This is a genomic window from Streptomyces sp. DSM 120436, assembly GCF_055778765.1.
The window spans coordinates 2,179,699-2,199,013 of sequence record NZ_JBSKBS010000001.1 but is presented as its reverse complement, the minus strand read 5'-3'; the positions used below and the strand labels follow the sequence as shown (position 1 = coordinate 2,199,013).

The following is a 19,315-nucleotide window of genomic DNA, read 5'->3' as shown; positions in this document are numbered from 1 at the left end:
TGTCCGGCATCGGCCGCGAGGAGGGGGAACCGCCGGTGCACGACCGGGACCTCGGCCCGCTGCTCCCGGAGCGGGCGTCCGCGGTCCTCGACGACCACCCGGCCGCCGTGGCGGACGCGCACGCCGCGCGGCGGCCCCCGTGGGAGACCACGCGGGCGGACCGCGACGAGCTGAGGGAGGTGTCCGGCCCGGCCCGAACCACCGCGACCGCCGCCGCTTCCCGTCCCGAAAGAGAGAAACCCCGTGCCGAAACTGTCCGTCGTCGTCCCGATGCACAACGTGGAGGCGTTCGCGGAGAGCACCCTGCGCAGTCTCGCCGCCAACGCGCACCCGGACGTCGAGTTCCTGATCGTCGACGACTGCTCCACGGACGCCACGCCCTGGGTGATCGACCGGTGGGCGGAGAGGCTGCCGGGCGCGCGGGTGATCCGGCACGACACCAACCGGGGGATCGCCCAGGCGCGGAACTCCGGCATCGACGCGGCCGACGGGGAGTACCTCGCCTTCCTCGACGGCGACGACTGGTACGGTCCGGGGCATCTCGCCGCGATGGTGCGGGCGATGGACGAGCTGGGCTGCGACTTCGCCCGCACGGATCATGTGCAGGCCACCGGCACCGAGCGGGTGGTCAAGCGGCCCCCGGCCCCGGTGCGGAACGCGGTGATGGACCCGCGCGACGGGATCACGCCCGTCGACACGGAGACCATGGTCGACTACCCGTTCGTCTGGGCGGGCATCTACCGCCGCCGTCTCTTCGACGACGGCGGGATGCGCTTCGTCACCGAACTGCGCACCGCCGAGGACCGGCTGTGGATCTGGCGGCTGCACCTGACGGCGCGCACCTACGCGTCCCTCGGACTGCACGGGGTGTTCTACCGGCGGGGCGTCGCGACCTCCCTCACCCAGATCAAGGACTCCCGCCAGCTCGACTTCATCCCGGCGTACGACCTGCTGCTGCGGGACGTGCAGGGCGACCCGGAGTGCGACCGCTTCCTCCCGAAGGCCGTCCGCACCTACTGCGCCATGATCGCCTTCCACCTCGGCAAGGCGGACGCGTACGAGCCGTCGGCGGCCCGGCGGCTGCGGCAGGAGGCGCGGGGGGCGTTGCTGCGCATGCCCCAGCACGCGCTGGAGGAGACCCTGGCCACCATCGACAGCACCCGGAGCAGGCTCCTCGGCCGCCTGCGCGACGGGCGGAAGGCTGCCTGACCCATGCACCGCACCACGCAGATATTCCAGGTCTCGACCCTCTACGGCGCCGCCACCCTGGCCGCGGCGCTGGACGCGGGCCTGTTCGGACCGCGCGGCCGGGCCCGCCGGATCCTTCTCGTCTCGCACAACGCCGCCGTCCCGGAGACCGCGCTGCGCCTGGACGAGATGCACGGCTACGGCCCGCTGGCCGCCCGCTTCGACACGGTGGTGAGCTGGAACGAGGCGATCAGCCCGTACCACCCGAGCGCCTGGGGCCCGCGCGGCGCGGACACGGTGCTGTGGCAGCGGGCGCTGCGGCTGCTGTGGGGCATCGACGAGGACGAACGGGTCGATCTGGCCGTCGAGTCGATCCAGGCCAACCCGGCCCGCGCGCTGGTCGCGATCTTCTCCGAGGCGTCCGTCGACGTCTACGCGGACGGTCTGATGAGCTACGGACCGACCCGGGAGAAGCTGCCGCTGACCCTCGGCCGGCGCGTCCGGCGGCTGCTCCACCTCGACCTGGTCCCCGGGCTGCGGCCGCTGCTGCTGTCCGAGTACGGCGTGGAGCCGGTGATCGTGCCGGACGGGGCGTTCCGCGCGGTGCTGGACGAGGTCGCCCGGGAGGCGGCGGACGACCCGCTCCTCGCGCCCGTGCGCGAGGAGCGGCCGACGGCGGTGCTGCTCGGCCAGTACCTGGCGGCGATCGACATCCTGAGCGCGCGCGAGGAGGAGGACCTGCACGTGCGCATGCTCACCGGGGCGGTGCGCGCCGGGCACCGCTCGATCGTCTTCAAGCCCCACCCGACCGCTCCCGCCGGCTACTCGGCGGCACTGCACAAGGCGGCGGCCGACGCGGGCGTGCGGCTCACCGTGCTGGACGCGCCGCTGCTCGCGGAGACGCTGTACCACCACGCCCGGCCCGAGCTGGTCGCCGGCTGCTTCTCCACGGCGATGGTGACCGCGTCCGCCTACTACGACGTGCCGGTGGCACGGGTGGGGACGGCCCTGGTGCTGGACCGGCTGCGGCCGTACCAGAACAGCAACCGGATCCCGCTGACGCTGGTCGACCACCTGGTGCCGGACCTGGAGCGGGACGAGACCCCGGCCGTGCTGGGCGCGGCGCCCGCGTCGCTGGAGCCGCTGGTGCGGACGATGGGCTTCTGCATGCAGCCCCGGACGTATCCGGCGCTGCGGGGGCCCGCGGAGGAGTGGCTGCGCGCCCACCTCGCGGACAGTCCCGCCCCGTACTTCCCCGCCCTGCGCCTGGCCGAGCTGGGGCTGCCCGGCAGCAGTCCCGCCACCCGGGCACGGGTCCGCGCGGCGCGCGCCAGGCGGAAGGTGGGGCGGGCGGTCCGCCGTACCCGGAAGCGGTGACACGGGGCCGCCGCGCCGGTCCCGGTGTTCCCGGTGCTCCCAGCGCTCCCGGTGCTCCCGGCGGTCCCGCGTGCCGCCGGGAACGCACCGGCCACGGGCGCGCCACCGTCCCGTCAACTCCCGTACACACCGGGGGTGCACGGTGGCGCGGTGACCGACGACATCGCCGTACGCATGCCGCAGCAGAAGGGCGGCACCGGCTCTCCCCCGGCGCGGACCGCCGCGCGGGAGCACCGTTACGACATCGACCTTCTGCGGCTGGTCTGCTCCGCGACCATCATGGTGGGCCACGTCGGCGCCCTGTTCATCCACGCCGCCGGCAACGACCCGGCGAACGGCGCCGGCTCCTACTGGGCGGGCCATGTCGCCGAGGCGGTCAACCCGTTCGCCGTCCCGGTGTACTTCGCGGTCGCCGGCTGGGCGGTGCTCGTGGGGGCGCCTCCGCGCGACGGCGCGCACATGCGGCGGCGGATCGTCCACAACCTCGTGCCGCTCTTCGTGTGGACGGGCGTCTACCTGGCGTGGGCCTGGCTGCGCGACCGCAACGAGCGGCCCATGACGGAGCTGGCGGCGGACTCCCTCTTCGGCTCGGTGCGGCCCGCCTACCACCTGTGGTTCATGTACAACTACATCCCGGTGATCGCGCTGCTGGCCTTCGTGGTCCTGCTGCGGTCCGGCCGTCGCCCCTGGGGGCTGGGCGCGGCGCTGCTCGGCATCGCGGTGACGCCCAGCGTGCTGACCACGGCAGCCGAGGTGACGGGCCGGGAGATGCCCGCCTCCTCCTGGGGTTTCGCCTTCTACGCGATCGTCTACGCGGTGGGCGGGGCGCTGCTGCTGTCCCTGCCGGCCGGGGCGGTACGGCCACGGTGGCCGCTGTTCGTGCTGCTGCCGCTCTCCATGGCCGGGGCGCTCTGGTACAACACGCGGGTCCACTACGTGATGCCCAACGCGCACCTGTTCGTCGCCGTCATGTGCGTCTGCGTCCTGCTGCTGGTCAGCAGGGTGCGGGTGCCGGAGCGGTGGCGGCCGGCGCTGCGGAGACTGGCCGGCGCGGCGCTCGGCGCGTACATGGTGCACGTGCTGTTCGTCGAGGAGATCGCCGCCCCCCTCGTGTCGCCGGACCTGAGCGGACCCGCGGCCGCGCTGCTGCTGGCCGGTCTGCTGGTCACGGTGATGACCCTGTCGTTCGCCGCCAGCCTCCTGTGGGGCCGGCTGAACCTGCGCCGCCTGCTCGGCTGACGCCGTGCCGGCCCTCCCGACCGCCCTCCGACGGATCGAGGTCCCCGTGCCCCTGAACAGCCACGCCCTGCTGACCAGTTCCCCCGCCCGGCGGTTGCTGCGGCCGGTCGCCGACCTCGTCGACCGGCGCATCGAACGGCGGCTGCGCGCCGTGGAGGCCGCGGGCCGGGAGCGGCTGCGGGAGATCGCCGGGACGGTGGAGCGCCAGCAGCTCACCCTCGACCTGCTGCTCGGCCCCGCCGGGCGCGGCCTGTCCCGGGTGGTGTCGCCGGGACCGCTGGGCCGGTTGCACGCCGAGGTGGCGGAGCTGGCCGGGGACCGGGACGCCGCCGTGCGCAACGTCGCCACGGCCTACCGGCTGCTGGTCGGCCTGGAGTCGCTCGGGGCCGGGCGGATCGCCGGGGGCACGATGAACATCTGCGGCAAGCTCGGCACGATCCCCCTGCTGGACCCGCCGAACGACGAGGTGCTGGAGATCGGCACGCTCCACGGCATGTTCTGCGCGGGGCTGATCCGGATGCTGGAGCGCGACGGCCGTGAGCCGTCCGTGACGATCGTCGACCCGTTCGCCGGGATCCAGCTCCAGCCCGGCACGCCCCGCCGCTCGGACCCGTCCGGCACCCCGGTCGACGCGCGCACGGTGCGGACCAACCTCGCCCTGGCCGGTCCGGCCGGCCTGGCCGCGCGGATCGAGCGGGGTTTCTCGCAGGACCCCGCGGTCCGCGCCGCCGTCTCGGACCGCCGCTACGGTGTGATCGTCGTCGACGGCGACCACTCGGCCGAGGGCGTCGCGGGCGATCTGCGGTGGGCGGAGGAGATCGCCGCCCCGGGCGGGATCGTCGTGCTGGACGACTTCGGCGACCCCAAGTGGCCGGGGGTCGCCGAGGCCCTGGAGGCCCACCTGGCGGGCGCCACCCGCTTCACGTACCTCGGGAAGGCGTCCCTGTCGGCGTTCCTGCGCGCGGACTGATCAGCTCGGCCCGTAGCGGGCCTCGATGCCCGCGACGATCAGGGCGAGGCCCTCCTCGAAGTGCTCGTCGTAGTCGCCGAAGAGGGCGGCTCCGGCCTCGGCGGCGAGCGGCCGGCCGGCCATCGCACGGGCGCGTTCCCCGACGTCGAAGCCCGCACGGCGCTCCCCCGGGCGCGGCTCGACGCCCTGCTCCTCGGCCACGAAGCCGAGCGTGTAGAGGAACGTCGTCTGGAGCGCCCGTACCGCCTGGGTGAGGGTGAGCCCCGCGGACGTGAGCAGACGGAGGTCGGCCTCCTGCTGCTCGGCGTGCTCCAGGCCGGTGAAGCGGGTGCCGCTGAACACCTTGGCGCCGTCGCGGTAGCCGAGCAGCGTCCGGCGCAGCACCCGGTTGACCCTGAGCAACCGCTCCCGCCAGCCGTCGTCCGGGTCGGGTTCGGCCCCGTCGAGCATCCGGCGGAACATCTCGGTCGCCATCTCGTCCAGCAGCGCCTGCTTGTCCTCGAAGTGCCAGTAGAGGGCGGGCGCCTTGACGTCCAGTTCCCTGGCGATGGCGCGCAGGGTCAGGCCGTCCAGGCCGACCTCGTTCAGCAGCTTCAGTGCCGTCCCGGCGACCCGTCGGCGGTCCAGCGGCGCGCGTCGTTCCGTGCTCACGCTTGACAACTTAACACCGTTAGGGAGACGCTCGGACGGCGGATCACTTAACGCCGTTAAGGAGGCGGACCGTGAACGACACCTCTGTCCTGATCGTGGGCGCCGGGCCGACCGGACTCACCCTCGGCATCGACCTCGCCCGGTTCGGCCGGCGCTGACGGCGCGCCCGGGCCGTGAACCCCGGACGCCCTACGCGCTCGCCAGCGACAGCTTCACCGCGAAACCCAGGAACAGCGCGCCTGCCGCCGAGGTCGCTCCTGCGCTGAGCGCCTTGCGCCTGCGGAACGCCGCTGCGAGCCGGGCTCCCGCGAAGATCAGCACCGACAGGTACAGGACGCTTGCGACCTGGGCGAGGAAGCCGAGGAACATGAAGCCGGGGAAGGGGTTGGACTTCGGCACGAACTGCGTGAAGAAGGCGATGAAGAACAGGATCGCCTTGGGGTTGAGCAGGCTGACCACCAGCGCCCGGCGGAACGGACGCTCACCGGGCGTCCCGGCGGCGGAGGCCCGCTCCGCGCGCTCCTCCCCGCGGGTGCGCCACATGCCCCACGCGGCGCGCAGCATCCCGACGGCCAGCCAGGCCAGATAGCCGGCGCCGGCGTACTTCACGATGCCGAACAGCACGGCGTTCGCCTGGAGCAGGGAGGCGACCCCGGCGGCCGACAGCGTCATCAGGACGGCGTCCCCGCACCAGACGCCGGCGGCGGCCGTGTAGCCGGCGCGCACCCCGCGGCGGGCGGCGACGGACAGGACGTACAGCGAGTTGGGCCCCGGCAGCAGGATGATCAGCACCAGGCCCGCCAGGTAGGTGGGAAGGTCGACGACACCGAACATGGCAAGGAGTGTCGCACGCCGTGCGCCCCTCCTTGACCCCGTCCCGGCCTGCGGGAACGACGCTCAGAAGGCGTCGCTCGGCACGTACGTGCCCCACACCTCGCGCAGGGCGTTGCACACCTCGCCGACCGTGGCCCGCGCCTTCAGGGCGTCCTTCATCGGGTAGAGGACGTTGTCGTCGCCCTCGGCGGCCTTCTTCAGCGCGGCCAGCGCGGTGTCGACGGCCTGCTGGTCGCGTTCGGCGCGGAGCTTGGCGAGGCGTTCGGCCTGCTGGGCCTCGATGGCGGGGTCGACGCGGAGGGGCTCGTAGGGCTCCTCCTCGTCGAGCTGGAAGCGGTTGACGCCGACCACGACCCGCTCGCCGGAGTCGGTCTCCTGGGCGATGCGGTAGGCGGAGCGCTCGATCTCGCTCTTCTGGAAGCCGCGCTCGATGGCGTTGACCGCGCCGCCGAGGTCCTCGACCTTCCCCATCAGCTCCAGCGCGGCGGCCTCGACGTCGTCGGTCATCTTCTCGATGACGTAGGAGCCGGCGAAGGGGTCGACGGTGGCGGTGACGTCGGTCTCGTAGGCGAGGACCTGCTGGGTGCGCAGGGCGAGGCGGGCGGACTTGTCGGTGGGCAGGGCGATGGCCTCGTCGAAGGAGTTGGTGTGCAGCGACTGGGTGCCGCCGAGCACCGCCGCCAGGCCCTGCACGGCGACGCGCACCAGGTTCACCTCGGGCTGCTGGGCGGTCAGCTGCACCCCGGCCGTCTGGGTGTGGAAGCGCAGCATCAGCGACTTGGGGTTCTTCGCGCCGAACTCCTCGCGCATCACCCGCGCCCAGATCCGGCGCGCGGCGCGGAACTTGGCGACCTCCTCCAGGATGGTGGTGCGGGCCACGAAGAAGAAGGACAGTCGGGGGGCGAAGTCGTCGACGTCCATGCCGGCCGCGACCGCGGTGCGCACGTACTCGATGCCGTCGGCGAGGGTGAACGCGATCTCCTGCGCGGGCGACGCGCCCGCCTCGGCCATGTGGTAGCCGGAGATGGAGATGGTGTTCCACTTCGGGATCTCGGCCCTGCAGTACTTGAAGATGTCCGCGATCAGCCGCAGCGACGGCTTGGGCGGGAAGATGTACGTGCCGCGGGCGATGTACTCCTTCAGCACGTCGTTCTGGATCGTGCCGGTCAGCTTGTCCGCCGGCACGCCCTGCTCCTCGGCGACCAGTTGGTACAGCAGGAGCAGCAGCGCGGCGGGGGCGTTGATCGTCATCGACGTGGAGACCTTGTCCAGCGGGATCCCGCTGAACAGCACCCGCATGTCGTCGATCGAGTCGATGGCGACGCCGACCTTGCCGACCTCGCCGCTCGCGATCGGCGCGTCGGAGTCGTGGCCCATCTGGGTGGGCAGGTCGAAGGCGACCGACAGGCCCATCGTGCCGTTGGCGATGAGCTGCTTGTAGCGGGCGTTGGACTCGGTCGCCGTGCCGAAGCCGGCGTACTGGCGCATCGTCCACGGACGGCCCGTGTACATCGTCGGGTACACGCCCCGCGTGAAGGGGTACGCGCCCGGCTCGCCCAGCTTCTCCGCCGCGTCCCAGCCCTCGAGAGCGTCGGGCCCGTAGACCGGCTCGATGGGCAGTCCGGACTCCGACTCACGCGCCATGATGTGCATGCCTCCCGCTGAGCAGCGTTGCTCGATCCGATCGCCGGTCACTCGCCGGTCACTCGTCAGTCACTCGTCAGTTACTCACCAGTACAGGCCGACCCCTCGACGGACTGTAGCGGTGCGCGTGCGGCCCGGTGGAGGGGCACACGCTGGGACCTTCCTCACAGCCACCGTGGGACCCCGCTCACAGGGTCTCCCCCGGCGGCCATGGTCCGGTCACTCCCCACCATGCCCGCTTGTTCCGCCCCGGTCACGTCCGGGGTAGAAGTCAGGTGACGACCGGGCAGGGCCGGTGCGGCGGGACGACGGGGGACCGGGGTGCGTGGGAGGGGCAGGGGCGTGGGGAAGAGGGGCATGACCGTCCTGGCGGCGCTGGGCGCGATGGCCGTGGGCACGGCGGGGTGCACGGTGCATCCCGCCGGTACGGACGGGCGGGGCGGACCGCCGGTGCGGATCGAGGTGCCGTCCCGGACGCCGGACGCGCCACGGGCGCCCGCGTCGCCGGGCCGGACACCGGAGGCGCCCGCGTGGAAGTCGCCGTCCGTCACGCCGTCCAGCCGCCCGACGCCGGCGCGCGTGCTGTGGTCGCCCGGCGACCAGGGGCGGGACATACGCGAACTCCAGGCGCGGCTGCGGCAGATCGCCTGGATCTTCCACGGCCCCACCGGCACCTACGACGACCTGACGGCGGAGGCGGTCCGCGGCTTCCAGGGCAAGCGCGGGCTGCCGCGGACCGGGGTGACGGACACCGTGACCTGGGAGCGGCTGCGCGCCATGACGCGGGAGCCGGGACGGTGGGAGCTGTACCTGATGGGCGGCCAGCCGGCCGACCCGCCCGACCCGCGCTGCATGACCGGCCGGGTGATGTGCATCAGCAAGTCGAGCCGCACCCTGCGCTGGATGATCGACGGCCGGACGGTGTCGACCGTGCCGGTCCGCTTCGGCTCCGAGTACACGCCGACCCGCGAGGGCGTCTTCCGCGTCTACTGGAAGTCCCGGCACCACGTCTCCACGCTGTACGACTCGCCGATGCCGTACGCGATGTTCTTCAGCGGCGGGCAGGCGGTGCACTACTCGGCCGACTTCGCCGCCCGTGGCTACGCGGGGGCCTCGCACGGCTGCGTGAACGTGCGCGACGAGGACACGATCGCCCGGCTGTACGAGCAGGTGCGCGACGGCGACAAGGTCATCGTCCACTGGTGAGAAGAGGGGCGCGGGCGGGACCGGGGGAACGTGTCCCGCCCGCGCCAGGTGCACGAGCCGCGGGTACGGGGGGAACCCCGGCTCCGTGCGACGGCCGATGACCAGTCGGCTCACTCAGTACTGCGTCACGAGAGCCGGAAGTGTCACACCGGGCGGTACGGAACCGCTCCGTGGGGGGAGTTTGTGCAGGTAACGGGGCTTACGGGCGGGTTCCGGCCGCCCGCCTAGTCCTGCTTGCCGTTGCCCTTGCCGTTCCCGTTCCCGTTGCCCTGCCCCTTGTCCTTGCCCTTGCCCGGGTGGTCCTCGGCCTTGTCGGTGCCGGAGCCGCTGTTGCCGCGGCCCGCGCCGTTCCCGTTCCCGTTCCCGTTCCCGTTGCCGTTGTTGCCCTCGCCCTCGCCGCTGTCGCCGGTGTCCGGGCGGCCGTCGCCCTGGTCGGGGCGGGTGTCCTGCTGCTCGCCCTCACCCTCGCCGGTCCGCGTCTCGGCGTCGTGCGCACCGGTCCCGCCCCCGGCGCCCTCGCCGCTCTTGTCGTCCTTGCGGCCGGCATCTTCCTTGGCGGTGACGGTGCGGCAGTACGCGGCGACGCGGGAGGCGCCGCCTGCCGCCTCGTGCAGGGCGCGGCGGCGTTCGCCGTTCACCGGCTGCCCCTCGTGCCAGGCCCGGCAGGCGGACACGACGAGCTTCCGGGTGCCGCGGACGAGCGTGCCGTCGCCGGAGGAGGCGGCCGGCGTGCGGTCGGGATCCTCGCCGCCCGGGGCGCTCGCGCCGCCCTCGCCGGCGGGCTCGCCCTGGCGACGGTCCTGCGGGGAGACGTCCTGCGCCGGCGGGGACTCCAGGGGGTGCTGGGGGTGGGTGGCCGTGGCGGCGCCCGCAGGGCCGGAGCGGGAGTCGTCGAAGGGCGTGCGCAGCAGCCCGGTCCCGGCGAGCACGGCGGTGCCCCCGACCATGCCGGCGACCAGCGCGGCGGCCAGCAGGAGGCGTGCGGGACGCGGCCCGCGGGATCCGCCGGGCGTTCCGGAACGGCCGGTGCGCGGGGTGCCGAGACGGATCAGGCCGACATCGGCGTCCCCGGGGCCGGTGCCGTGACCGGTGTGCGGGGCCGAGTCGGCCTGCCCTGTCCGTTCGTCCCTCGACTTGCGGAAAGCGGCCAGCGCGGCCGCCTCCCCGGGAAGTTCCGCGTCTGCCGTGGGCGGGGGCGCGGAGAGCGCGCGGAGCACGCCGGCGAGCCGTTCGGCCTGGTCATCGGCGGGGGGACCGGCAGCCTGGGGTGACTCACCGTTCAGCAGGCGCTCCGCCGCCTCCGCGTCCAGCCACCGGTACCGCTCATCGGCCATCACATGTCCTTCTGCGTCCGCGTTCGCAACTGCGTCACACTCGCGGACGTCACCGTACGACGGCGTGGTTCTCTCTGGGGCGGAAGAGCGTCGAGCACCCCTGCGGATTCCGGATGGCCGTCCGGATCGTCGCCGAGCAGTTCGGCCAGCCGGCGCAGGCCGCGGTGCGCGGCCGTCCGTACGGCGCCGGGACGCTTGCCCAGGGTCTGCGCGGCCGTCTTGGCGTCGAGGCCCACGACCACGCGCAGGACGACGGCCTCGGCCTGGTCCTGCGGCAGCCGGGAGATCAGGTGGAACGCGCCGTCGGTGGCCAGCGCCTCGATCGCCTCGCCGGCCGTGTCCGACTCGGCGGGCCGCCCGGTGAGCTCGGTCTCGTCACCGCCTATGGCCGGGCGGCGGCCGCGCATGCGGATGTGGTCCAGCGCACGGTTGCGGGCGATGCGGGCGGCCCAGCCGCGGAAACGGTCCGCGTCCCCGGAGAACCGCTCCAGGTCACGGGCTATCTGCAGCCACGCCTCGGACGTCACGTCCTCGGCGTCGGGCTCGCCGACCAGTGTCCGGACGTACCCGAGGAGCCGCGGGTGCACGGCGCGGTACACGGTCCGGAACGCGGTCTCGTCCCCGTCCTGTGCCGCGCGCACCGCGGCGGTCAGCTCCGCGTCGTCCCCCAGCACGCGTGCGCCCTTCTGCGCCTCAGCCGGCGCCGCTCTCGCGGACCGGGTCGTTCGCCGTCGTCATTGCCCAATCGGTCGTTGCGGCCTCAAGGCCGCGTGCGGAGGTTGTGGTCGTTTGTCTCCCGCGGCCTGGCGCGAAAGGCACGTTACGACCTGAAACCGCGGCCCGTCCATGACCGTACAAGATGCAACTAACCCGTGACACGGGACGTGTGACAGAAAACGCATGCCCGGCGCTGTAGAAGGTACGGGCCGCGACGCGGCCCGTACCGCGCGACGGCCGGGGCCTCTCCTGTGGGGGGTGGCGGCCCCGGCCGTCCCCGCGCGGCACTTTGACGGCGCGTCACCCTTCGCGCCCCGTCGAGCAGGCGCGGCGGGCGCTGGGGGTGCCCCCTCCGAGGGAGGCGCCTCGCACATGCCGGGCCGCGCGAACACCCCCCGTTCAGGTGACAGGCGTCGGCGCTCAGGGCTGACGCCCAGGAGGCACACCGACGCCCCCTCGACCGCCTTCGCCCTTGGCCGCGCCGCCCGCTTCGCCCCGCGGAACGGCACCGGCCTCCGACGCCGCGGGCGTACCGGGCCGCACCGGCGCGGGAGGCGCGGCGACGGAGCGCCCCGCACAGTACGCGTCCACCCGCTCCGCACCCCCCGCCGCGGCGACGAGCCGCTCCCCCATCGGCGCGTCCACCGCCCGCCCCCGTCCGGCGACCCGCTCGTAGGCCCGGCACCACGCCTCGACGTCCCCCGCGGCCTCGGCCCGCCCCGCGCCGCCCCGCGCTCCGTCGCGCCCCGGCCCGGCGGACGCCGACGCCTCCGGAGCCTCAGAGGCGCCGGCGGCTCCGGAGGAAGGGGAGGATCCGGAGGAAGGGGGGGAAGGGGAGGGACCGGAAGCGTCCGGAACCTCCGGAATCTCCGAGGACTTCGGGACCGAGCCGGCGGACGGCGTCCGAGCCGGCCCCGTGTCCTCCGGCGGCCGTCCTCCGCCCGGCGCCCCCACCGCATGGATCCCGGCCACCGCCACCCCGCTCAGGGCGCAGCCCGCGACCAGCGCGCCCAGCGTCGCGCGCAGCGACCTCCCGCCGAACCGCCGTCGAGGGGCCCGCCAGTCGTCCCGGCGGCGGGTGCGCGCGCCATGCGCTCCCGACTGCCGGGCGGCCACGAACGCGGCGACGGCCCGCTGCTCGGCCCCGGCGTCCACCTCGTCGCGGACCAGGGCGGCGGCGAGCAGCGCCTCCAGGCGGGCCGTGTCCCCGGCCGGCCCCTCGACGGAGGCGGATGCGGGACGGCCGGGCGCGGACACCGCACCCTCGGGGCGCCCGGGGTGCCCGGGGTGCACACGCCGGCGGCCGGCCCGCCCGCCGTCGCTCTGCCGTTCACCCATGTCCGCTTCCGTCCCTGCTCGATCATGTCCGGGCCATCCGGATGTTCCCCACAGTCCGGACCGCCCGGTCCCGCCCGGTGGCCCGGCGCGACGCGGCCCCGCGCCTGCCTCACGGCCGGCGCGCCCCCTCCCACCAGGTGGGAGTCCCGTCCGGCCCCGGACAGACGGATACGGCCCGTCCGCCCGGACCGTTCACTCGCCGGCCCGGCGGGCCCCGCCGCGTCGTCCGGCGCGACCGCCGTCCCGGCCCACGGTCACGTCGACTCACCCAGCGTCCGCGGCGCCCCGTCCGTCACACCGTCGGCGCCGAGCTGCCGCGCCAGGCGCCGCAGGCCCCGGTACGCGGCCGTCCGCACCGCGCCCGGCCGCTTGCCGAGCACACGGGCGGCGGAGGGCCCGTCGAGGCCCACGACCACCCGCAGCAGCACGGCCTCGGCCTGGTCCCGGGGCAGCCGGCCCACGAGGGCGAGGGCCCGCTCGGTGGACAGGGCCTCCATCGCCTGGTCGTGCGTGCTGTGCGGGGCGGGCAGTTCCAGGACGTCCTGTTCCAGCGGGGACGCGCGGGGGCGCACCCGCCGGCGGCGCAGGTGGTCCAGCGCGCGGTGCCGGGCGATGGTGGCCGTCCAGCCGCGGAACCCGGCGCCGTCGCCCTTGAAGCGGCCGAGGTCCCGGGCGATCTCCAGCCAGGCGTCCGACATCACGTCCTCGGCGTCGGCGCCGACCAGTCCGCGTACGTACGCGAGGAGTCCGGGCTGCACGAGCCGGTAGGCCACGGCGAACGCGGCCTCGTCGCCCTGCTGGGCACGCGCGACGGCGTCGCCCAGTTCCCCGTCGAACGCCTGCGTGCGGCGGGATTCCCCTCCGTGGCCCAAGAACCGTCCTCGTCCGTACCGAGCGCGAAGCGCCTCGCATGATGTGCGCACGTCCGCCGTGTCACGCCCCCAGCGACCTCAGCGTGCGCGGCCGGGAAAGTGTCACAGGTCACCCCGCGTCCCGGCCCTCGCACGGGCCCCGCGGGACCCGACGGCACGCTTCCTCCGGACGCGTCCGAGCACTCCGCCCGGGGCCCGGCCCGGTCGGCGCGCCCCACCAGGTTCATCCCCACCAGGTTCAGCCCCGCCGGGATCCGGCCCCGCCAAGGTCCGCCCCACCGGACACCGCCCGGTCCGCCAAGGCCCGGCCCCGCCATGCTTCAGCCCCGAGGCCCGGACCCTTCGGGACCGGGACCGGTCCCGCCAAGCCCCGGCCCCGCCCCGGTCCGGCCCCACCACGTCCCGGACCCGCCGGATGCGGCCCCGCCGTGCTTCAGTCTCGTCGGCTCCGGCCCCGCCCAGGCCCCACCCCCGCCCGGAGTTCAGCCCGCCCAGGCCCCACCCCCGCCCGGAGTTCAGCCCGCCCAGACTCCACCCCCGCCCGGAGTTCAGCCCGCCCGGACTCCACCCCCGCCCGGAGTTCAGCCCGCCCGGACTCCACCCCCGCCCGGGGTTCAGTCCCGCCGCTCCCCCGTCGTCGCGTCCCGGCACAGGAGTCGCAGGGAGCCGTCCCGGGTGTAGCAGCGGCGGGCCTCCTCGATGGGGTCCCAGAGGCGGCCGTCGGGGGTGCGGACCCAGTGGTCGCCGCCGGAGGACCACCACTCGCCGCCGGTCCGGCGCACGATCACCTCGCCGGCGTAGGCCCCGAAGCCGCGCAGCACCAGTTCCACGGCGGCGTAGGGGGCCGACTCCCGGCGGATGTCCTCGATCACCCGGTCGACGCTCCACAGACTGCGCGCCGAGTAGTCGAGGCGCAGCCGCGCCCCCTCGCGCATCGCCGCCACCGCGTCCGCCGCCCAGCGGACCGGCTTCGCCGCCGCCGAGGGCCTGGTCTCCTGCTGTGTCGTCACAGTCGTCGCAGTCGTCACACTCTGGAGAGCGCTGCGGCGAAGCGTTTCGTCACCCGACCCGGCGGGCTTCCCGCAACGGGTGCACGGCCACCCCAGGACCGTCACCGCACGCCCTCGCCTCCGCCTGTCGCCCGCGGTCGCCCGCGGTCGCCCGCCGGTCAGCCGTCGCGGCGGCTGCGGCGTGAGACCGCCGCGCGCAGCACCCGGCGCCCCTCCGTGGACACCTCCAGCGCGCCGCGCAGCCCCGCCGTTCCGTGGGCGGCGACCAGTTCCAGGACGGCGGTCTGGCGGCGCAGTTCGGCGGCGAGCAGCGGGGACAGGCCGTCGGTACGGCCCTCGCGGCGCGCGGCGGTCAGCTCGGCGTCGCCCGCGCCGTCGAGCAGGAGGTGGATGCGCAGCGCGTCGGCCGAGCAGCCGTCGGCCCACGTCCGCAGCGCGCCCCCGGACCGGTCGGCGGGGGCGGCGGCGAGCATGCCCCGTGCGAGTTCCGCCGCCTCGTCGCCGCCGTCCGCGGTCTCGGCAGCCGCCGCGTCCAGCTTCTCGCACATCTGCCGCAGCACCTCGCCCCAGTCGCCGCCGGCGGCGCCCTCCGCGAGGGTTCCCCACAGCGGCCGCAGCACCTCGTCGTCGCCGCCCAGCAGCGGCACGCACCGATCCAAACAAGCCACGCCGCTCACGGCCAGTGCGCGCTCGTCGGCCCGCGCGATCAGTTCCTCCAGGCTCATCCACGCCTCCCTCCGCGGGTTCCGCAGGCCCCCGGACGAGGCCTTGACGGGCCTCTTCCCTCACGGAACCCGCATTTCCCCTTACTGCGTGCGACAGGCCGGGAGTGTCACTCGGGCACCACGCCCAGCCGGTCGAGCTGTCGGAAGAAGAGGTTTTCGGCCACCGGTCCGGGGTCCGCGGTCAGCACCTCCAGGACGTCCCCGGCGACGGCCGTGCGCCCGGCCTCCTCGGCCCGGAAGACGGCCCGCTCGGCGGCGTCGGCGGGCTCGAGGAAGTAGTCGTCGACGGTGAGCCCCTCCTGGCGCCCGTCGAGGTACCCGGCCATCGCGTCCCGGCCGAGGCAGGCCGTCCACACCCCGCTCCCGGGGGACGCCGCCTCCACCGCCACGCAGTCGCCGTCCATGACGTAGCCGAAGAGCGCGGGCGCGCCGGTCTCCTCCGCCAGCTCGTTCATGCTGCCCAGCTCGCCCTCGCGGCCCGGCAGCTCCCACACCTGCCAGCCGTCCGGCGCCCCGGTGCGCAGGGTCAGGTCCGCGCCCGCGCCGCCCAGCGCGTCCAGTGCGGCCAGCGGCCGCTCCGCGCGGCCCACGACGAAACAGCCCCAGTGGCCCAGGTGCCGGTGTTCCCCCCGCATGTCGTCTCCCGGCCCGGCGCGCCGAGCCGCCGGCTCGCCCAGAACATCACCACAGCCGTGCGGGGCTTCCGCAGGCGTGCGCGGCGACCCGTCAGCCCAGCCGGCCCGCCAGGGCGCGGAACCCGTCCCACGACAGCTCGGGTTCGCCCGCGTCCCACAGCTTCTGGGCGAGGGCCCGCAGCGGCATCCGGATGCCCTGCGCGACCTGCTCCTCGGTCTGGGAGCGGGGCAGGTCGCCCCAGACGGCGAAGGACCCGCCGAGGATCTGGCGGTCGTAGCGCGCGGGGACGGGGTCGGTGCCGCGCAGCACCCGTGGCGTCCACTGCTCGTAGATCCGCTCGCCGGTCGGGTAGACGAAGGTGAGCGGCTCGCCGAGGACGTAGTAGAGGAACTCGTCGTTGTAGTTGATCACCTCGCGGCCCTCGGCCAGGTACTCGGCGGGCTTGCGCGCGCCGATCTCCTTGCCGGTCCAGTAGGCGGCCCGGAGGTCCTCGCGGGCCCGCACGGACCCGTCGCGGAAGAAGCCGTCGTTCCAGGCGCGGGGGACGCGGTCGTGGGCGCGGACGGTGGCGGCGCGGTCGTTGAGCCAGCCCGTGGTCAGGTCCTCGACGGTGGCGCCGGGGCCGTACTTCTCGCGGGCCGCGGCGGCGAGGCCGGGGAAGGACGCCTCGGGGTCGGACACGACGAGGGCCTGGTACTCGTCGCCGCCGAGGTGCCACTGGTCGCCGGGGAAGAGGTCCGCGTACTCCTCCAGCAGGTCGTCGACGATCTCGGCGGCCTTCGGGTTCGCGATGTCGATGGCGCCGCGCACCGCCTCGCCGTTCGCCCTGCGCAGCTGGAGGTCGGGGTGGGCGTCGAGGACGGCGCCGAGGTGTCCGGGCGAGTCGATCTCGGGGACGACCGTGATGTGCCGGCTCTCCGCCAGCTCGACGATCTTCCGGACCTGCGCCTTGGTGAGGTGCTCCGCCGAGACGATCTCCGGGTGCGTGTCGGACGCGACGCGGAAGCCCTGGTCGTCGGAGAAGTGCAGGCCGATCTCGTTGTACTTCAGGTCGCCCAGCTCGCGTATGCGGTCCTCTATCCAGCCGGCGCTGTAGTGCTTGCGCGCGATGTCCAGCATCATGCCGCGCCGCGGCTTGGCCGGGGCGTCCCGCACCACGCCCTCGGGTGCGGCGCCGGCCCCGCGTATCTCCTGCTTGAGGGTGCGGGTGCCGTAGAAGACGCCCGCCTCGCCCGGCCCGCTGACGGTGACCCGTCCGCCGCGCACGGTCAGGGTGTACGACTCCGGGTCCGCGCCCGCGTCCCGGTTCAGCTCCAGGCGCACGTCGCCGGGCCGCTCGTCGTCGCGCTCGCCCGCGTACGCCAGCCCCAGCTCGCGGGCGGTCAGCCGGCCCTCGTCGGCCAGCGCCGGGTCGGAGACGACCACCCGGTGCCCGGGGGCCGGCCGCCACCCGGGGCCGCGCTCCGCCGTGTGCTCGCGCACGGCGGGTATGGTCCGCGGCGCCTCGGACAGCGGGTGACTGCGGGTGGGACTCGGCGACGGCGACGACGGGGCGGCCGCCGGGCCGCCGGACGCGCCGTCGTCCCCCGAGGCCCACAGCCCCAGCCCCACACCGGAGGCGGCCACCGCCGCCCCCGCGGCCACCGCGACGGCCAGGACCCGCCGCCGTCCCACCGTCGCCTCCGCCCCGGGACGCCGCCTGCGCTGACCGTGCCGCCTGTGCCTGTGCCGACTCACCCTGCCAACGTACGACCCGTTCGGGTGAGAGGCGTCCATGGGCCGTTCCCAAACCCTGCCGTGCGGGTGAAATGGGGGCACCGATCGGACACGTCCCGGACCCACTCGATAACGTGACGTCACAACTCTCACAGCATCTGCCAACGACACACACACCACGCCCACGAGGACCCACGCTGCCTGCGCACCGACTCCCAGACCTCCCCGGCCGAGTCGCCATACCCGGACAGTCCCGCGGCGCGCCCGGCGCCCCGTCCCCGCTCGAGCGGTTCAACGACGCTCCCGGGCCCGACGCCGAGCGCGCCCTGCTGTCCTGTCTGCACAGCCCCCGCTGGGCCCGGCTGCTGGCCGGCCACCGCCCCTACCCCGACCCGGCGTCCCTCCTGGCGGCCGCGGACGAGGCGACGTACGACCTCTCCCCCGAGGAGATCGCCGAGGCCCTGGCCCGTGAACCCCTCCCCGCCCTTCCCGAGGGCGCCTACTCGGCCGCCCACACCGCCCTGAACGCCGCCCACGCGGCCTACGAGGCCAGGTTCGGCCACGTCTTCGTCCTCTGCCTGGACGGCGTCCCCGCGAACGAGACCCTGGACCGCGTCCTCGAGAGCATCCGGTCACGATTGGCGAACGATCCGGAGGAGGAGCACGCGGTCACCAGGGACCAGCTCCGCCTCCTCGCCAGGGAGCGCCTGAACGACATCCTCGGGGGCGCGGAGAACCGCGCGAGCGGCCCACCGGCCGCCGCACCCGGCGAATAGCCGCATACCCCCCGCTCCGGTGGCCGCCCCGAAACCCCGCACCCCCTTTTCGAGTGCAAGTTTGATCACACAAGCAGGCCCCCTGTAAGCACCGCGGGCATCCGTCGCTACCATGCTGGGGGCCGGTGGACCGTACCCGGCCGGGCCCGACCGACAAGGAAAGCCGGCGCGGCCCCGAACCCCGCTCCCGGAGGAAATTTCCGTGCCGGCTGGAACGCTGTACCGCGGCCGGGAAGGAATGTGGTCCTGGGTGGCTCACCGAGTCACCGGCGTCCTCATCTTCTTCTTCCTGTTCGTTCACGTGCTGGACACCGCCCTCGTGCGGGTGTCCCCGGAGGCCTACGACACCGTCGTGGCCACGTACAAGACGCCGATCGTCGCGCTGCTGGAGTACGGCCTCGTCGCCGCCATCCTCTTCCACGCGCTCAACGGTCTGCGCGTCATCGCCGTCGACTTCTGGATCAAGGGCGCCCGGTACCAGAAGCAGATGCTCTGGACCGTCGTCGCCCTGTGGACCGTGCTGATGCTCGGGGCGATCTACCCCGTCCTCGGCCACGCCGCTCGTGAACTGTTCGGGAGCTGACGCTGATGTCCACCACTGAAACCCCCGCCTCGGGCGTCGGCCCCGTCGAGGGCGGCTCGCTGTACTCCGTCGACAACCCGGCGCCGGTCATCGAGCCCCCGCGCAAGCGGACCAAGAAGAGCCCGAAGAGCACCCGCGGCAACTTCGAGCTGGCCGCGTGGCTGTTCATGCGTCTGTCCGGTGTCGTCCTGGTCGTGCTGGTCATCGGCCACCTGCTGATCCAGCTGGTGCTGGACGGCGGCGTGTCCAAGATCAGCTTCGCCTTCGTGGCGGGCCGCTGGGCGAGCCCCTTCTGGCAGGTCTGGGACCTGCTGATGCTGTGGCTGGCGATGCTGCACGGCGCCAACGGCCTGCGCACGGTCATCAACGACTACGCCGAGCGGCCGAGCACCCGCCTGTGGCTGAAGGGCCTGCTCTACACGGCCACGGTGTTCACCATCCTGCTGGGCACGCTGGTGATCTTCACCTTCGACCCGAACATCCGCTAGGCACGGGGCTG

20 protein-coding genes and 1 pseudogene are annotated in these 19,315 nt (G+C 74.3%); 10 read left to right on the top strand and 11 right to left on the bottom strand.

The genetic code is table 11. The features are described 5' to 3' along the window. Nucleotides 1-243: 243 nt before the first annotated feature. The 4 genes from ACWH4W_RS10165 to ACWH4W_RS10150 all read left to right on the top strand — a co-directional run bounded on the left by ACWH4W_RS10165 (nt 244) and on the right by ACWH4W_RS10150 (nt 4,774). Nucleotides 244-1,209, top strand: a complete 966-nt coding sequence (locus ACWH4W_RS10165; protein WP_473075440.1) for a glycosyltransferase family 2 protein — start codon at nt 244-246, stop codon at nt 1,207-1,209. Between the two features lie 3 nt (nt 1,210-1,212). Beyond that, on the top strand, nt 1,213-2,565 hold the full coding sequence (locus tag ACWH4W_RS10160; RefSeq protein WP_473075439.1) for a polysialyltransferase family glycosyltransferase: 1,353 nt from the start codon (nt 1,213-1,215) through the stop codon (nt 2,563-2,565). A 150-nt stretch (nt 2,566-2,715) separates the two neighbouring features. Next, complete coding sequence (locus ACWH4W_RS10155; protein WP_473075438.1) at nt 2,716-3,804, top strand: acyltransferase; 1,089 nt, start codon at nt 2,716-2,718, stop codon at nt 3,802-3,804. Nucleotides 3,805-3,856: 52 nt separating this feature from the next. Continuing rightward, nucleotides 3,857-4,774 carry a class I SAM-dependent methyltransferase gene (locus ACWH4W_RS10150; protein ID WP_473077460.1) on the top strand — a complete coding sequence of 306 codons (918 nt, stop codon included), beginning with the start codon at nt 3,857-3,859 and terminating at the stop codon, nt 4,772-4,774. On the opposite strand, the gene ACWH4W_RS10145 is transcribed toward ACWH4W_RS10150, so the two are convergent. Beyond that, nucleotides 4,775-5,425: a TetR/AcrR family transcriptional regulator C-terminal domain-containing protein gene (locus tag ACWH4W_RS10145; protein WP_473075437.1), complete on the bottom strand. Its 651-nt coding sequence runs from the start codon at nt 5,423-5,425 to the stop codon at nt 4,775-4,777. 71 nt (nt 5,426-5,496) lie between these two features. Between ACWH4W_RS10145 and ACWH4W_RS10140 the strand changes: the two are divergent. After that, nucleotides 5,497-5,574, top strand: a pseudogene (locus ACWH4W_RS10140) (FAD-dependent monooxygenase); the annotation flags it as partial. A 40-nt stretch (nt 5,575-5,614) separates the two neighbouring features. Here ACWH4W_RS10140 and leuE read toward each other — a convergent pair. Both leuE and ACWH4W_RS10130 read right to left on the bottom strand, forming a co-directional pair. Then, nucleotides 5,615-6,259 carry a leucine efflux protein LeuE gene (gene leuE, locus ACWH4W_RS10135; protein WP_473075436.1) on the bottom strand — a complete coding sequence of 215 codons (645 nt, stop codon included), beginning with the start codon at nt 6,257-6,259 and terminating at the stop codon, nt 5,615-5,617. 63 nt (nt 6,260-6,322) lie between these two features. Next, complete coding sequence (locus ACWH4W_RS10130; RefSeq protein ID WP_473075435.1) at nt 6,323-7,903, bottom strand: acyl-CoA mutase large subunit family protein; 1,581 nt, start codon at nt 7,901-7,903, stop codon at nt 6,323-6,325. Between the two features lie 357 nt (nt 7,904-8,260). Here ACWH4W_RS10130 and ACWH4W_RS10125 point away from each other — a divergent pair, with 357 nt between their 5' ends. Then, nucleotides 8,261-9,109, top strand: coding sequence for a L,D-transpeptidase family protein (locus tag ACWH4W_RS10125; protein WP_473075434.1), 849 nt, complete (start codon nt 8,261-8,263; stop codon nt 9,107-9,109). Between the two features lie 224 nt (nt 9,110-9,333). On the opposite strand, the gene ACWH4W_RS10120 is transcribed toward ACWH4W_RS10125, so the two are convergent. The 8 genes from ACWH4W_RS10120 to ACWH4W_RS10085 all read right to left on the bottom strand — a co-directional run bounded on the left by ACWH4W_RS10120 (nt 9,334) and on the right by ACWH4W_RS10085 (nt 17,352). Then, nucleotides 9,334-10,443, bottom strand: a complete 1,110-nt coding sequence (locus ACWH4W_RS10120; RefSeq protein WP_473075433.1) for a hypothetical protein — start codon at nt 10,441-10,443, stop codon at nt 9,334-9,336. Further along, entirely contained in the window at nt 10,443-11,117 is a 675-nt protein-coding gene (locus ACWH4W_RS10115) for an RNA polymerase sigma factor (RefSeq protein WP_473075432.1), read from the bottom strand. The genes ACWH4W_RS10120 and ACWH4W_RS10115 overlap by 1 nt, the downstream gene beginning before the upstream one ends. Nucleotides 11,118-11,580: 463 nt before the next feature. After that, nucleotides 11,581-12,498 carry a hypothetical protein gene (locus ACWH4W_RS10110; protein ID WP_473075431.1) on the bottom strand — a complete coding sequence of 306 codons (918 nt, stop codon included), beginning with the start codon at nt 12,496-12,498 and terminating at the stop codon, nt 11,581-11,583. A 254-nt stretch (nt 12,499-12,752) separates the two neighbouring features. Continuing rightward, nucleotides 12,753-13,370 (bottom strand): RNA polymerase sigma factor, encoded by a 618-nt coding sequence (locus ACWH4W_RS10105; protein WP_473075430.1) that lies wholly within the window; start codon nt 13,368-13,370, stop codon nt 12,753-12,755. Between the two features lie 614 nt (nt 13,371-13,984). Next, a complete protein-coding gene (locus ACWH4W_RS10100; protein WP_473075429.1) occupies nt 13,985-14,380 on the bottom strand; it encodes a hypothetical protein in 396 nt (131 codons plus the stop codon). Nucleotides 14,381-14,538: 158 nt separating this feature from the next. Further along, on the bottom strand, nt 14,539-15,105 hold the full coding sequence (locus ACWH4W_RS10095; RefSeq protein WP_473075428.1) for a hypothetical protein: 567 nt from the start codon (nt 15,103-15,105) through the stop codon (nt 14,539-14,541). Between the two features lie 107 nt (nt 15,106-15,212). Next, nucleotides 15,213-15,719, bottom strand: coding sequence for a hypothetical protein (locus ACWH4W_RS10090; RefSeq protein WP_473077459.1), 507 nt, complete (start codon nt 15,717-15,719; stop codon nt 15,213-15,215). Nucleotides 15,720-15,831: 112 nt separating this feature from the next. Then, entirely contained in the window at nt 15,832-17,352 is a 1,521-nt protein-coding gene (locus ACWH4W_RS10085) for a beta-N-acetylhexosaminidase (RefSeq protein WP_473077458.1), read from the bottom strand. Between ACWH4W_RS10085 and ACWH4W_RS10080 the strand changes: the two genes are divergently transcribed. The 4 genes from ACWH4W_RS10080 (at nt 17,267) to ACWH4W_RS10065 (ending at nt 19,304) form a co-directional block, all read left to right on the top strand. Then, complete coding sequence (locus ACWH4W_RS10080) at nt 17,267-17,449, top strand: hypothetical protein (protein WP_473077564.1); 183 nt, start codon at nt 17,267-17,269, stop codon at nt 17,447-17,449. The genes ACWH4W_RS10085 and ACWH4W_RS10080 overlap by 86 nt on opposite strands. A gap of 142 nt (nt 17,450-17,591) precedes the next feature. After that, nucleotides 17,592-18,233 (top strand): 2-oxo-4-hydroxy-4-carboxy-5-ureidoimidazoline decarboxylase, encoded by a 642-nt coding sequence (locus ACWH4W_RS10075; protein WP_473075427.1) that lies wholly within the window; start codon nt 17,592-17,594, stop codon nt 18,231-18,233. 202 nt (nt 18,234-18,435) lie between these two features. Continuing rightward, nucleotides 18,436-18,816 carry a succinate dehydrogenase, cytochrome b556 subunit gene (sdhC, locus tag ACWH4W_RS10070; RefSeq protein WP_106412780.1) on the top strand — a complete coding sequence of 127 codons (381 nt, stop codon included), beginning with the start codon at nt 18,436-18,438 and terminating at the stop codon, nt 18,814-18,816. 5 nt (nt 18,817-18,821) lie between these two features. Beyond that, nucleotides 18,822-19,304 (top strand): succinate dehydrogenase hydrophobic membrane anchor subunit, encoded by a 483-nt coding sequence (locus tag ACWH4W_RS10065; RefSeq protein ID WP_473075426.1) that lies wholly within the window; start codon nt 18,822-18,824, stop codon nt 19,302-19,304. Nucleotides 19,305-19,315 lie beyond the last annotated feature (11 nt).

Coding starts and splice junctions, on each gene's coding strand:
- ACWH4W_RS10065 (WP_473075426.1), top strand. CDS start 18,822: ATGTCCACCACTGAAACCCCCGCCTCGGGCGTCGGCCCCGTCGAGGGC.
- ACWH4W_RS10095 (WP_473075428.1), bottom strand. CDS start 15,105: ATGAGCCTGGAGGAACTGATCGCGCGGGCCGACGAGCGCGCACTGGCC.
- ACWH4W_RS10110 (WP_473075431.1), bottom strand. CDS start 12,498: ATGGGTGAACGGCAGAGCGACGGCGGGCGGGCCGGCCGCCGGCGTGTG.
- ACWH4W_RS10160 (WP_473075439.1), top strand. CDS start 1,213: ATGCACCGCACCACGCAGATATTCCAGGTCTCGACCCTCTACGGCGCC.
- leuE (WP_473075436.1), bottom strand. CDS start 6,259: ATGTTCGGTGTCGTCGACCTTCCCACCTACCTGGCGGGCCTGGTGCTG.
- ACWH4W_RS10120 (WP_473075433.1), bottom strand. CDS start 10,443: ATGGCCGATGAGCGGTACCGGTGGCTGGACGCGGAGGCGGCGGAGCGC.
- ACWH4W_RS10125 (WP_473075434.1), top strand. CDS start 8,261: ATGACCGTCCTGGCGGCGCTGGGCGCGATGGCCGTGGGCACGGCGGGG.
- ACWH4W_RS10130 (WP_473075435.1), bottom strand. CDS start 7,903: ATGGCGCGTGAGTCGGAGTCCGGACTGCCCATCGAGCCGGTCTACGGG.